Annotated in this window: 7 protein-coding genes and 1 pseudogene; 2 read left to right on the forward strand and 6 right to left on the reverse strand. The window is 57.5% G+C overall.

Going from position 1 to position 14,590, the window contains the following annotated elements; all coding sequences use genetic code 11:
- Positions 1–380, forward strand: a pseudogene (locus B9Z48_RS14225) (IS4 family transposase); the annotation flags it as partial.
- A gap of 37 nt (positions 381–417) precedes the next feature.
- On the opposite strand, the gene B9Z48_RS14230 reads toward B9Z48_RS14225, so the two are convergent.
- From B9Z48_RS14230 to B9Z48_RS14255, 6 genes are all read right to left on the reverse strand, one after another.
- The gene (locus tag B9Z48_RS14230; RefSeq protein ID WP_108379245.1) at positions 418–1,131 is read right to left on the reverse strand and encodes a nucleotidyl transferase AbiEii/AbiGii toxin family protein; all 714 of its coding nucleotides are present in this window, start codon (positions 1,129–1,131) and stop codon (positions 418–420) included.
- A complete protein-coding gene (locus B9Z48_RS14235) occupies positions 1,124–1,609 on the reverse strand; it encodes a helix-turn-helix transcriptional regulator (RefSeq protein ID WP_089963929.1) in 486 nt (161 codons plus the stop codon). The genes B9Z48_RS14230 and B9Z48_RS14235 overlap by 8 nt, the downstream gene beginning before the upstream one ends.
- A gap of 261 nt (positions 1,610–1,870) precedes the next feature.
- On the reverse strand, positions 1,871–3,049 hold the full coding sequence (locus B9Z48_RS14240; RefSeq protein WP_108379385.1) for a Wzz/FepE/Etk N-terminal domain-containing protein: 1,179 nt from the start codon (positions 3,047–3,049) through the stop codon (positions 1,871–1,873).
- A 54-nt stretch (positions 3,050–3,103) separates the two neighbouring features.
- A complete protein-coding gene (locus tag B9Z48_RS14245) occupies positions 3,104–4,513 on the reverse strand; it encodes an RNA-binding domain-containing protein (RefSeq protein WP_108379247.1) in 1,410 nt (469 codons plus the stop codon).
- A gap of 46 nt (positions 4,514–4,559) precedes the next feature.
- Positions 4,560–6,941 carry an SLBB domain-containing protein gene (locus tag B9Z48_RS14250; protein ID WP_108379249.1) on the reverse strand — a complete coding sequence of 794 codons (2,382 nt, stop codon included), beginning with the start codon at positions 6,939–6,941 and terminating at the stop codon, positions 4,560–4,562.
- An 868-nt stretch (positions 6,942–7,809) separates the two neighbouring features.
- Positions 7,810–8,334, reverse strand: a complete 525-nt coding sequence (locus B9Z48_RS14255) for a transcription termination/antitermination protein NusG (protein ID WP_108379251.1) — start codon at positions 8,332–8,334, stop codon at positions 7,810–7,812.
- A 439-nt stretch (positions 8,335–8,773) separates the two neighbouring features.
- Here B9Z48_RS14255 and B9Z48_RS22065 point away from each other — a divergent pair, with 439 nt between their 5' ends.
- Entirely contained in the window at positions 8,774–14,569 is a 5,796-nt protein-coding gene (locus B9Z48_RS22065; RefSeq protein ID WP_108379253.1) for a peroxidase family protein, read from the forward strand.
- Positions 14,570–14,590 lie beyond the last annotated feature (21 nt).

Here is a 14,590-nt window from a genome sequence, read left to right on the forward strand (position 1 = left end):
TGGCCATGGATATGGATGTTTTACGTTGCAAGTCGCCGGACATGGTGAGAAAAGAAATCGCGGTGTTTTTGTTGACCTATAACTTGGTGCGTTGGAGCATGATGCGTGCGGCGCAGTTGGTGAAGGTAGCCCCCAGAGAATTGAGCTTTACGGGTGCCCGGCGCTTGCTCTTGGCTTTTGCGTCTCGCATGAGCCCGTGCTTTGTTGATAAGTTAAGTGAGCTGACGGCCACATTGCTGCGCAAGATTTCTGAGTGCGTTTTACCCAAGCGACCAGGACGAATTGAGCCACGCGCCAAAAAGAGAAGACCCAAGCCGCTGCCTTTATTGACGATCCCACGCGCGCTGGCTCGCCAGCAGATCCGGGCACAGTTTGCTTAAGGTAGTGCCATGGGGGTCAGATCCCGATTGTTTTCAGTCATGTCGCTGCAGGCAACACTTGTCGGAGGCGTCTTATCTTTTGCCAGAGTACTGCCTTGGGCATGTCCATGGCCATGGCTTGCATGCACCGATCCAGCCAGCCTTGCCTGTTTTGCATTCTCTCTATGGCTTTTGCCAAATCTCTGGCAACGCTGCTGCCGTAGGCTTCGGTGGCTTTTGCAAGAGCCTCTTGCAGTTGGGGCAGTTTCAAATTCAGCATGGCCAGGTCAATGATGTCGCGGCTGAAAACGCCGTCATCGGCTTGGCGGTCTGAATTGGCCAACATTTTGCTGGCCGCCAGGTCGAGCAGCGTCAGGGTGCTGACACCGCATATTTGGTCTTGCGACTCTGGCTCTTGGAACAGGATGCGCGCCTCCCGGACGATTTCAAATTTGATGGCGTGCCCGTCCATGCGCACTTGCGTACGAATGCCGTATTGGTCTGCGCGCACTTCACGCAGCAACTCCAGCGGCATGGCACCTTGGCGCGTGATGGGTGCCAGCCCGTCAAGGCCCGTGAGCAATTGGCGCAGCTCTCGATAGCCTGCAGGGTCGGACACCAAAAAGTCGATGTCCACTGATTCGCGGTATTCACCAAACTTCAAGGCAATGCAGGTTCCGCCACCAAACCAGCAAGCGTTTTGAGCCAACACGCTGGCATCCAACGCGCTCAAAACATGCGCGATGCGTTGGTGGTGTGGCCGCTCATACATGGGCGGCCCGCTTGCCAAATGCTTGTTGCAGGGCTTGCCACAGCGCTTGTTCTTGGGTGTCCATGCTGGGCATGTCCATGTGCCGTGCGTTGCGTTCGTAAATGTCAAATGCTTCGACCGGGGTCAGGTGGTCTGTGCCATGGACTTGCCAGGCCAGTTCCTTGAGTTGCGGGTAGTCGGCCAGCGCAATGCGCACAGGCCACCAGCCGGATCGATCGGTGGGCGTGGCTTGGACTACTTCAGTGGGTTGTAGTTGCCATTGCATGCCCAGTGCGTCAATCGCGTTGCTCCATGCGCCCATGGTGACAGAGGGTTCGCCTTTTTCGATGCGGTGCAGCGTGACCCGTGACATGCCTGCAGCCTCTGCCGCCACCGTGGCGCTGACGCCCAGAGCTTTGCGCCGCTCAGCCAGCTGCGCCCCCAGGCTGCTGAGCTTGGCTGCGGTGATCTCGCTCAATGGTGGTGATTTTTGAGGCATAGTGTTTCCCATTATTTACAATTAACTGATTTTGTTAATAATGAGATACATTTTAAGTGTTATGCGGTTTGCCTGTGCTGACCCGACAAATGGGGATCTGCAAATTGGGGTCACAAATTGGGGTCAGATCCCGATTTTTCAAAATGTGGGAGCCCCGCACTCGGGGCGATGGGTAGTGGTCTGCGAGGCTTATCGCGACGAGGGCGTCGCTCCTACAAAGGTTATTGGGGTCAGATCCCGATTGTTTTAATCAGCCCGCTTTTACCGCCCAATGGCTTTGCGCCACGAGGCTTGCAGGGCTTGGATTTTTTGGGCGTATTCGCTGTCTTGCCCCGCGTTGCGCAGGGCCTGACGGATGAAGACAAACAGCAGCAAGGCAAAGCCTGTGGCCAGGGTGGCGATGATGGCGATCAGGGCTTTTTGGGGTTTGCTTTTGAGCTCAGGGGGTTGGGCGGCGTCCAGCACTTGGATGTTGGCGCCTTCGCGTGATTCGTCAATTTTGGCCATTTCAAATTGTTTGGCAAACAGTTCGAACAGGGTTTCTTGGTATTTGTAGTCGCGGTATTTGGTGACGTAGTCGCCTTGGGCGCCGCCCTGCCCTTTGCTTGCGCCGCTGCTGTCTTGTGATTGTTTGGCCAGTTGGGCACGCAAGGTGGCCAGCTCGGTCAGGGCTTGTTTGAAGTCGGGGGCGCTTTCGGCCAAGTAGCCACGCATGGCCCCGAGCTTGACTTCTTGCACGGTGACTTGTGCTTGCAGTGCGGCCACGGCGGCCACGGCCGATTGGGGGTTGGCTTTGAGCACGTCGCCCGAGATGCCGGTTTCTTTGAGGGCAATGTCAGCCTGGGTGAGTTTGTCTTTGGTTTGCTGGAGCTGCTTTTCAAAGAATTGGCGGCGTTGCTGCGCTTCGGTCACGGCCAAGCGGCCCATGAGTTTGGTCAGCTCTTGCACATGGGCGTTGGCCATGTCGGCAGCCATTTGGGGGTCGGTGTCGTCGACTTTGACGGTGATGAGGCCGTCTTTGCCGCTGGCGATTTTGACTTTGCTTTCGAGTGTTTTGCGGGCTTCGGATTTGAATTTGGCTTCGTAGCGTTCTGTGAGCTTGAAGCGCTCGATCAGGGCGTCTTCGATGCTGTTGCTTTTGAGGAAGGCCACGTATTGGTCGGCCGGGTTTTTAAGGCCGGTGGCCGCGCCAGCCAAGCCGCCGAGTGCGCCCAAACTGGCGAGCATGCTGGCGGCCATGCCTTGCTGTTGTTGTGGGGGCAAGAAGCTGGTTTCGGCCGTGAAGGTGGGTTTGACGAGGAAGCTGAAGCCCAGCGCCAAAATGCCAACGCTCAAGGGGCCCAGGACGAGCAGGCGCAGGTTGTCGACGATGACTTGGAGCAGGTCCAGGAGACTGATTTCGTCGTCTGGCTGGTCGTGTGGGTCGAGGGCGGTGGTCATGGTGGGTGTTGGGGTTTGCGTGGCATCGCGCACGGGGTGCGCTGCGACAGGGCGTTATTTTTTGGTGGTGGGGTGGTAGGCGCCTGTTTTGGGGGCACCACGGAATTCGATGTGGCCTTGGTCTTTGAGTTGTTTGAGCCAGCGTTCGACGGTTCGCTGCGGTTTGTCACTTCGAGCCACAAGTGCTGCTGAGTTCAAGCCGGGAGCCTCGGCAATGATCAAGAGCAAGGCTTCTGGACTATTTACTCCGCCATTTACTCCGCCACTTACTCCGCCACTTACTCCGCCACTTACTCCCTCATTCATGCCAACACCCAATGCTTCTGGGGATGATTCCGGCTGAAGTGAGAACGTGGCCATGACGCCGCCAAACTTTTCGGCAATGTCAAACTGGACTTCGGGGTAGTCCTGCAAGGCTTTGCGGATGCGAATGAAGCCGCTGCCATATTTTTCGATGGCGTTGACGAGGTAAAAACCTTCGGCCACCCGTTTGTTGCGCAGGCTAGAGCGGTAGTTGTCGCCCTGCACTTCGGCCACGGTCAGCCCACCATAAAAGGTGCCGGGGCTGAAGATGGTGATGTGGTCGTCAAAGATTTTGATTTGGATGTCGCTGGGGTCGGTGTAGCTGCGGTGCACCACGGCGTTGAGCAGCGCTTCGCGCAGGGCGGGCAGTGGGTAGGCAAAGCGCTCTTTGCGCTGGATGCTGCCGTCAAACTCAAACGCCACGCTGATGTGCGAGACGATGAATTTCATCGCCTGCTCGACCACTTCAAACAAGGTGTCGGTGAATTGGCGGTCGTCAATGATCAGGCTGGGCGTTTTGAAGCGGCCGATGTGGACGTTGTGCCGCAGGGGCTCTTGCGCAAACAGCAGCAATGCGGCCCAGGTGGGTTGGCCGTTTTTGAGGTAGTTGAGCTTTTCCAGTGCGGCGTCGGAGTTGGTTTCGTCCAGTTCAAAACGTCCGTGCTGGTTGACGAGCCGAATGAAGCGGCGGATTTTTTCTGCCGAGAGTTGCTCTGCTCGGTGACCTTGCGCCTCGTAGGCGTCCCACGAGAGTTGCAGCGCCTGCATGTAAAGGTCGGCGATTTCACCCGTGTTCAGCGCGTGGTTCGAGCTGGCGATGCGTTTGTAATAACGGCCGCGTGTGTTGACCGGCTTGACCGGGTATTCGGCAATGCTGATCTCGACGATGGTTTTGCCGTCAAGGCTGTGGGCCTGGATGTCGGGGATCAAGACCGGGCTGGTGGCATCTTTGATTTTGCTCAGCCATTCGTTGAGGCTTTCTTTGCCAAGCGTGATTCCTTGCACGGCACCCCGGTCGGTCACGCCCACCACCACGCGCCCGCCCTTGGCGTTGGCAAAAGCCACCAGGGTTTCGATGCAGGCTTTGTCAAACGAGGTTTTAAATTCCTGCGTTTGGGTTTCACCAGACTCGATCCATTGCTGGACGGTGGGCTGTGGCATGTGTTGCGAGTGACGGGAGCGCCGTTGCGGCTCCACCTTTGGGGGCTTACTTGAGGGTTTTGAGGGCTGCCGCGCCAATGCCAAATTGGTAGAGGATGGCGGTCCAGTCTTTGGCACCCTGAATGAACTGGGTGTAGGCGCTGCGGCGGTCGAGTTCTTCGGGCACAAAAATCGTGTCGCCGGGCTGCATGAGGGTGCTCATGAATTGGCTGTTGCCCCGGCCCGTCCAGCTGCGTTGGGCTTTGTTGGCTTGCACGGTGCCGTCGGCACGGATGAGCAAGGCCGCGTCGAGGTTGGCGGTGGCGGTGGGGCCTGCTTTTTCGATGTATTCGCCCACCGTGTAACCCACTTTGTGAATGAAGCTGGTTTCGGCTTGCACCGCCCCCACCACACCCACAAAGCTGGGTTTGTGTGGCACGGTGATGCTGTCGCCGTCTTCGAGCACGATGTGGGGCAGCTGGGTGTCGGCCGCTGACATTTCGAGTGCAATACGGCCGCTGGCTTGCAGGCCCTCAAGCCGCTTGAGCAACAGGCGCTGGCCAGCGATTTGCGATTGGGCGGCGTTGGTTTTTTCTGAGTCGATGGCGTTTTGCAGCTGGGTGGCGGCCTGGTTGTTGATGTCTTGCTCCATCTTGCGAATGGCTTTGTCCAGGTTGGCTTGCTGTTCGCGGCGGGTGCTTTCGCGGGTGAAGACGGTGCCGTAGGCGTAAGCATTGCGGCTGAAGCCACCCACACGATCGAGCAGTTGCATCAGGGTTTCGCCGGGTTTGACTTCGTAGATGCCGGGCACTTTGACTTCGCCACCAATGCGCACAAACTGGGTGCGTTGCTCGATGGGTACGGGCAGGTCTTTGACCCCAAACACAGTGACCACGTCGCCCACTTGCAGGGGCAGGTTGTGCGCGGGGTCTTTGTCTTGAATGGCTTTTTTCAGGTTGAAGGGGATGAGCCGGGTTTTGACTTGCTGCGCATCGAGCCGTTCAATGGCGGCGTAGTCCCAGTTGATTTCGTCGAGCAGGTTTTTGACGTCGTTGATGACGCGGTCACTCGAGACGTTTTTGCCCGTCTCGTATTGCACGATGATGTTTTTGCGGGTGTAGTAGTCGCCTTGAATCAGGGCTTGGGGCTCGGGAATCAGGTCGGCAATGCGCATGCCAGCTTGAAAGCTGTAGCGCAGGGGGGCCGCCACGTTGCCGCGCAGGGTGACTGCGTTGGAAAACTGGGGGCCTACAGGGAACAAGGTGAGCACGTCACCGTCGCGCACCGTGCTTTGCAGGCCTTGTGCGTCCAGGCTGCGCTCTTGCACGCTGCGTGGGGCTTGTTTGTTGGCGGTGTCTATGCGTTCAACCAGGGCTTTGTGCGGCGTGGTGATGACCTTGATGCCGCCGCTGTATTGAAGCAGTTGGGCCAGCGTTTCTTGCGCTTGGCGAAGTTCATAAATGGCCGGTGCGTCCAGAGCTCCCAACACCGCCACACGCGGGCCAGCTGGGGGGATGACGATCACGTCACCGGGCAAAAGCTGGGCGTCGCCTTCGGTGCGACCACTGTGAATGAAGGCGTACAGGTCGAGCGTGGTGACGGTTTTGCCCGCCCTGACCAGCTGAATGTGGCGCATGCTGCCGGTGGCAGACGGTCCACCGCTTTCAAACAAGGTGCTCAGCAAACTGGACATGCCGGGCACAGTGTAAGCACCAGGCTGACGAGCCTGGCCCACCACATAAACCTGGATGCTGCGCAGGCGGCCGAGCGTGGCGTTGAGTTCGAAGTTGTTGAAGACGCGGCCAATGTGCGATTTGAGCGTTTTTTCGAGCTGATCGGCGCGGGTGCCCGCCACGGTGACTGTGCCAACTTTGGGGATGTTGATTTGCCCGTTGCGGTCGACCGTCAGGCGCTGGGCCATGTCCACCGAGCCCCAGAGCTTGAGGTCGATGTCGTCACCCGGCCCGATGACGTAATTTGCAGGCACCGGCAAGTTGGCCAGTGCGCTGTACTTTTGGCCATTAAAAAGGTTGTAGCCGTGCAAGGGCAAGTCGCGGCCAGTGGCGTTTTGCACAAAACGCTGAAATTGGTTGGTTCCCAAAGCCGGGCGTTCAGCGCTTGCCACTTGACCCACAGGGCCTGTGCCCTGCCCCATGTCGGCATAGGCGCCCAAAGGGTTGGCCCCCCCCGAAACCGCAGCACCCAGTGGTGACCGCATGGACGGCACGGGGTTTGGCAAGCCACCTGGGGCCTGAACATTCACAGGGGCTGCACCACCGACACCGCTGCTGCCCAAAGAACCGTTGGCCGTCGGCATGACGCCCATGCTGTCCTGGGCATGCAAAGCGCCCCCCGCCAAACACAGTGCCGTCAACACCAGTCCACGCCAGACCCAGCCTTGAGTCTGTGCCGACCAAACAGAAGAGGTGATTTTCAAGGGGCTGGACATGAGATCAATCAATATCGGATACGGGGTATCGTCTTAATAGAAATAGCGCCATTTAAACAGGCAGGCTACCGCAGTGTTTCAAGCACGAAAATGCCAACACAACCGACGATTGTAGGTTTATTACTGATACTTAACTGACATAAAAATACAATTTGTAAATATTTATATTTAATAAATTCAATGGATTGCTTTTTGTAATGTTTTAATGAAACATATGAGTTAATTGATTTAATCGATGAAATAATTGGCAAAATTAATAAATTTTTAAACCAGCTTGGCCTGATGGCATTATTTGTAGGAGCCCCGCCCCCGGGGCGATGGGGGGTGGTGTGCGGGTGTATCTGTCTTGTGTGGGAGCCCCGCCCCCGGGGCGATGGGTCGTGGTGTGCGGGGGTGATCGCGACGAGGGCGTCGCTCCTACAGGGGGATGCCCTGGCTTTTGTGGGAGCCCTGCCCTTGGGGCGATGGGTCGTGGTCTGCGCGTGTATCTGTCTTGTGTGGGAGCCCCGCCCTCGGGGCGATGGGTCGTGGTGTGCGGGTGTATCTATCTTGTGTGGGAGCCCCGCCCTCGGGGCGATGGGTCGTGGTGTGCGGGTGTATCTATCTTGTGTGGGAGCCCCGCCCTCGGGGCGATGGGTCGTGGTCTGCGGGGGTTATCGCGACGGGGGCGTCGCTCCTACAGGGGGCAGGTCATGCCCTTTTGTTGATGGGAGTGGTGTGCGAGGGTCATCGCGACGGGGGCGTCGCTCCTACAGGGGCCATGCACCGCATTTTGTGGGAGCCCCGCCCTCGGGGCGATTCTTGGTGGTCTGCGGGGGTTATAGCGACGGGGGCGTCGCTCCTACATGGGGGCGTCGCTCCTACAGGGTCAGGTGCTCAGTTCGACGTGGTGGTGTTCGACTTTGACCAAGGTGGGGTGGCCCATGATTTGGAGGAGGACGGCGACGCGTTTGCTGGAGACGCTTTGCACGATGCCTTCGAGGCCGCTCAGGGCGCTGTGTTTGAAGAGCACGGTTTGGCCGGCTTTGAGTTGGCTGATTTCGAGCAAACTGGCGTTGTTGCGCAGGTGTTCGACCTGGCGGATGCGCTCGAGCAGTTCGTCGTCGAGCGAGGCGGGCTCAAAGCCAAAGCGCACCAGGTTGTGGATGCCCTTGGTGCTGCGCACGACCGAAATGCTTTGGTTTTGGCTTTGGGGCCTGAAAAAGATGTACCGGGGAAACATGGGCTCGAACATTTCCACCGGACCGTTGGCGGTTTTTTTGTACTGCTTGTACAGCGGCAGGTAGACCTCAAACGCCTGTTCTTCCAGGTTGAAGCGGGCCACTTTTTCGAGGCGGGGCTTGGTGCTGGCCAAGTACCAGCGTGAGGGCGTGGGCTGGTGAGGTTCGGTCATGAGGGTGAGCTTGAAATGCGGGCGGAATTTGCAAAAAGTGTCAGTTTCATTTTACGACACCCTCTTGAAGAACCATGGCCTTGATCACGGCCGATTCCCTGCACAAAAGACAAAAAGCCTGGCCTGAATGCCCCAGCGACTGAGCCAAAACAGCGCCGACTGTTGCACCCGATTGGCCCATGGTCTGCACCAGTTCATTACCAATGACAAAAAAGCCGATCAAAACGCTCAGACTTTGGCACCTAAATAGTGCATATGTCCAAAAAATTGCAAATTAACTGGTGGAAACCCGATCAAATCATCAAAAGCAGAAAGTTACTCAATGTAACTTTTTTGCATTTTTCACAAAAACAATTTGCAACAACTGCAAATCACTTTGTTTTTAACAAATTTCTCATATCATGTTAGCACCGTCAACCCACCCTTACATACACGGATCATGCAACTCAATCAAACCGACATTGATTTTCTCTTTGCCCAGCTGACCCTGCCAGGCAACGACCCACGCAACGCACCCTTAGGCACCGTGCTCGACCCAACAGGTATTCGCGATGTATCAGGCATTGGCAATAACGTACTCAACCCCACTTGGGGCGCTGCCGATCAAGCGTTTGTTCGCCTGACCAACACCACTGGCACCAACGCAGCCCCTGGAACAGCTCCCAGCCAACTCACAACGCCCAACACGCCCGTTTCGAGTTCGGGCCCCGCTGCAGGTTCTTTGGTCATCCCGGCAACCCCCGCCAGCACGGCCACTACCGTCACAGGCGTTGCCAATGGCAACCTGTACACACAGACCAGCGTGGTTGACAGCTCGCCTCGCGTGGTCAGCAACATTGTTGTGGACCAAAGCCCTGAAGCCATGGCGGCCATTGGTTATGTGACCACCGGCGAACAAAAGCTGGCCATTTTGGACAACCCAGCCCTCACGCCCCAAGGCCGTTTGAACCCCTTCACAGGCAACGTCAACCCACTGCCTACCAGCGTCTTCACCGCCATGTTTGGTCAGTTTTTTGACCACGGCCTGGACTTGGTGCACAAGGGTGCCAACGGCGCGGTGATGGTTCCGCTGCTTCCCAACGATCCCTTGTACGTCCCTGGCAGCCCCATCAACTTCATGTACGCCTCGCGTACCAACATCATTCAAGTGGGCATTGGCGCCGTCAGCACCGACAGCCTGATCACCTCCTTGGGCCTGAACAACTCGCTCACAGACACCGCTGCCCCCACCGTCACCGGCACGGTGATGACCGACTCCGGCAATGGCGGTGTGTTGATGCTCAACAACGTGGCCATCAACATTGCGGCCAACCAGAGCTTGACTGCTGTGGTCACGGCCATTGAAGCCCAAAAAGGCTTGACTGGCGTGACCGCCTCAGAGGTTGACGGCAAGCTGGTCCTGACTGCCCCTGGCAACCAAAGCATCAACACCATCTCGCCATTCATCGACTTGAGCCAGTCTTATGGCTCGAGCGCCAGCCACACGGTGTTTTTGCGTGAATACGATGCCAACGGCCTGGTCACAGGCAATTTGACCAGTGGTGTTGACGGTGGCATGGCCACCTGGGCCGACATCAAGGCCAACGCCAAACTGATTGGCATCACTTTGAAAGACTTGGACGTTCTGGACATTCCAGAAGTGCGTTTCTTGACCAACGTGGCTGGTGGCTCTGGCTACTTGGTTAACGGCCAAGCTTGGTTGGTCGCACGTGACCTGACCACTGGTGCTGTTTTCTATGTGCAAAACAGCGACTTGACGGTCAACCAAACCGTTTGGAATTCAGCAGGCGTCATTGACAACACAGCGGTGTTGTCCAACCTGCGTCTGCAAACCATCGGTCACTCCTTCCTGGACGACATTGCCCACACAGCAGGTCCGGTCAAATCCAATGGTGCGGCTTTGACAGCCGACAGCGACTCTGTCGTCAACGGTGACTTGAACGGTAACGGCGTGCTTGACAACGGTGAAATCGCCAACGAGGCCAACACCTACGACAACGAATTGCTCGACAGGCACTTTGTGGCAGGCGACGGCCGTTCCAACGAAAACATTGGTTTGACCGCTATCCATGACGTGTTCCATGCTGAACACGCCCGCGTGTTGGAACAAATCAAGGCCTTCTTGACACCTGCAGCCAACGACATGATGGTCGACGCCCATGGCAACCTCTGGACCGGCGAAATGCTGTTCCAGGCAGCCAAGCTGGTCACCGAAATGGAATACCAACACTTGGTGTTTGGCGAATTCACACGCAAGCTGAGCCCCAACATCACGGGTTTTGCAGGCTACGACGTCACCATCGACCCCGCCATCAGCGCCGAATTTGCCCACGCGGTCTACCGTTTTGGTCACTCCATGCTGACCGATACGGTGGGCATGCAAAAGTTTGACGCCAATGGCAAACCCATTCCCGACGCTGTGGCCAACGGCTCCGCCTTGTCGGTGACTGAAGGCTCAGAGTCCTTGGTTCTGACTTTGGATGTCGCTCACAACTTGCGCATTGGCAACTATGTGGACTTGTCGGGCATCAACGCCTCTTTGGGTGGGCTGTCCGCCGACAAACTCAATGGCAGCTTCAAAGTCATTGGCATCAATTCCAGCACACAGTTGGTTTTGGATCTGAACAACGCCGCCGCTTCCGACGCATCGGCCACCAACACCACCACTGGCATGACCGCCGTCAAAGCCGGCTTGACCGGTGACCTGGGTCTGATCGAAGCCTTCTTGAACCCCATGGCTTACACCCACAGCACCGCTGGTGAATTCGCTTTGGGCGGTTCACAGCAAGTGGGCAACGGCATTGACATCTGGGTGACCGATGCGCTGCGCAACAACCTGGTGGGTCTGCCTTTGGACTTGGCCACCTTGAACATTGTGCGTGGACGCGACAGCGGCATGTTGTCTTTGAACGGCGTGCGTGCAGAACTCTATGCCGCAGGTGTGGCCAACCTCAAGCCTTACAGCAACTGGACTGAGTTCAACGACAACCTGATGCACAAAGAGACTTTGGTCAACTTTGTGATGGCCTACTCACGCGATGCCGTGTTGACACAATTTGGTGGCAATGCCCAGATCTCTTACTGGAATGGTTTGCAAACCGACGACAGTGCGGCCTACGCCACTGCGTTGCGTACAGCAGCCAATGCGGCCATTCTGAATGGCGCGTTCATGAGCAACGACCAAGGCTACAACGCCATTGACTTCTGGTTGGGTGGTTTGGCCGAAACGGCAGTCCCTGGCGGCATGCTGGGCAGCACTTTTGACTTCATCTTTGCCATGCAAATGGTCAAGCTGCAAAACGCCGACCGCTTCTATTACCTGAACCGTTTGGGCGGCACCAACATGCTGGCCGAAATCGAAGCCCAGCTGTTCTCTGACATCGTGATGCGCAACACAGGCACCGAGAACATGTACACCGACATCTTCTCGGTGGCCGACAGCACCGTGTTCCTGGAAAACCCGACACAGCGCGTGTTCAACTTTGCACTGGACTTGGCCTCTGCGGCCAACCGTGTCGATGCAGTCGACATCAACGGCAACAAAGTCAAAGTCAGCACCGCAGGCTGGGTCAAAAACGCTGACGGCTCATGGACCTTCCATGGCAACCCTGGCGACTACCTCGATGCACGTGGCGTGCTCAACGCCAACGGCTCAGGCAACGCCAGTGAAGTGATTGCAGGCTACGACGATCCCACCCCTGGCGTGGGCGACAAAATCAACGCCAATGGCGGCAACGACACCGTGTGGGCCAAGGGCGGTCAAGACACCGTCGAAGGCGGCAGAGGCAATGACTTCTTGCACGGCGGCGACGGCAACGACACCATCACCGACATTCAAGGCGATGACCTGCTGTGGGGCGATGCTGGCGATGACTCGCTCAACGGTGGTTCGGGCATTGACCAGCTCTTTGGTGGCAATGGCAAAGACACGATTTATGGTGGCACCGAAGCCGACGTGATCGACGGCGGCACGGGTGATGACCTGATTTTTGGTGACACCGGCTCTGCGCCTTCTCGAATTGGCGACCTGAGCGGTGCCGACATCATTGCCGGCGGCGAAGGCAACGACACCATGTACGGCGGCGGCGGTGACGATTTGATCGACGGTGCCGAAGGCAACGACGTGATCTACGGCGGTGCAGGCCTAGACGGCATGACCGGCGGCTTTGGCGACGACCTGTTTGTGATGGACGCGTCCGACACTGGCGTGGGCAACTCCATGGCCGGCGACATGGGCTATGACACGGTGGACTACTCGGCCAGCAATGGTCAGGTCTTGGTGCTCAATGGTCCCGTTGTGGGCGTGAACGTCAACATGAGCATACCCAACTTGGCCACGGCCATTCCGGGTGATGCCTTGGCTGACATTGAAGCCATGATCGGCACACGCTTCAACGACACCCTGGTCGGTGGCGCACTCATCATCAACGTGTACCAAACCGACCCCTTGACCGGTGCCTTCATCTTGTCCAACGGCCTGAAGGTGCTCGACCTGGCAGCCAGTACGCTCAACAGCGTGGGCTTTGACATTGCCAACGAGTTTGGTGACCCCGTCATTGGCGCGGACCCTGTGACCGGTGACCCCGTGCTGGTGGCTGAAAACGTCAGCATCCAAGGCGGCGCAGGCAACGACATCGTGACCGGCGGCCAAGGCAACGACACCTTGGCAGGCGGTGCAGGCACAGACACCTTGAGTGGTGGTTTGGGCAACGACGTTTATGTGATCGACAGTGCAGCCGACGTGATCATCGAAGGCGTGGTGACCGACGTGTTGGGTGCTGCGGTGATTGACCCCCTGACCCTGCTGCCGATTGCTGAATTGGTGCAAGGCATCGACCGCATCGACACCACCTTGAACACCTACAGCCTGAACGGCCAAACGGTGATCGAGAACCTCAAGTTCATCGGTACAGGCGCATTCCGCGGCACAGGCAACGCACTCAACAACGTCATCACCGGTGGCGACGGCGACGACACCCTGAACGGTGGCGCAGGTGCCGACACCTTGGTGGGTGGCAACGGCAACGACACCTACACGCTGGATGCTGCCGACACCATCACCGAAGCAGTCGGCGGTGGCAACGACACCGTGTTGGCCAACGCAACCACCGTGCTGGACTTCATCAACATTGAAAGTCTGACACTGACTGGCAACGGCAACATCAACGGCACAGGCAACATTTTGGACAACGTGTTGACGGGCAACACTGGCAACAACGCTTTGAGCGGATTTGCAGGCACCGACACCCTGATTGGCGGCACGGGCATTGACACCTTGACCGGTGGTTTTGGCAACGACGTCTTCAAATTTACGGCCGGTGACAGTGGAACTGCCAACAACGCCCGTGACTTGATCACTGACTTTGTGCGCACCCAAGACAAGATTGACTTCTCGTCCTATGCCACACCGCTGACCTTGCTGGCAGCTGGCAGCACCGTGTTCACCGACGTGAATCAGGTCATGGTGACTACTGCCAACGGTCAAACTTTGGTGTCGATCAACAGCACAGGCAACACCAACGCTGACATGACCATCGCCATGACGGGCACTTTTGCCCTCACGGTGGATGATTTTGTCAACGTGATCCGTCCAGGTGCAGTGACCCCCAACGTGCCGAACAACCCCAACACGCCCACCGATACCTCGTTGATCACCACGCCACAAACATTGGGCAATGGTGCTTCGACTGTGGCACTGACCCTCGCCGGTGGCGCGGGCAACGACACCATCACGGGTGGCACACGCGCCGATTCGCTGACGGGTAATGCTGGCAACGACAGCCTCAAAGGCAACCAGGGCAACGACGCCATGTTTGGCGGAGCGGGCACCGACACCTTGGTGGGTGATGCCGGCAACGACACCATGAGCGGTGGTGCAGGTGCCGACACCTTGACCGGCGGTGCAGGTGCAGACCGTTATGTGTTTGACTCGGCTTTGGACGGCACAGTGGACTCAATCACTGACTTTGCAGTGGCACAAAACGGTGAGGTGATTGCACTGAGCCGCGCGGTGTTCACAGCACTGGGCAACTTGACGGCCGGCAGCACTTTGGCAGCCGCCAACTTTGTGGCTGGCACGGCAGCGGCCCAGATCGATGACTTCATCATCTACAACCGCGCCACAGGTCAGATGTTCTATGACGCAGACGGCAGCAACCTGACGATCAACCAAGTGTTGTTTGCCACGGTCACGCCCAACGCGAACTTGAACCGTACCGACTTCGTGGTGATCTAAACCTGCAATTCGCCGTTGACA

The organism is Limnohabitans sp. WS1, assembly GCF_003063265.1.
Classification (GTDB): domain Bacteria; phylum Pseudomonadota; class Gammaproteobacteria; order Burkholderiales; family Burkholderiaceae_C; genus Limnohabitans_A.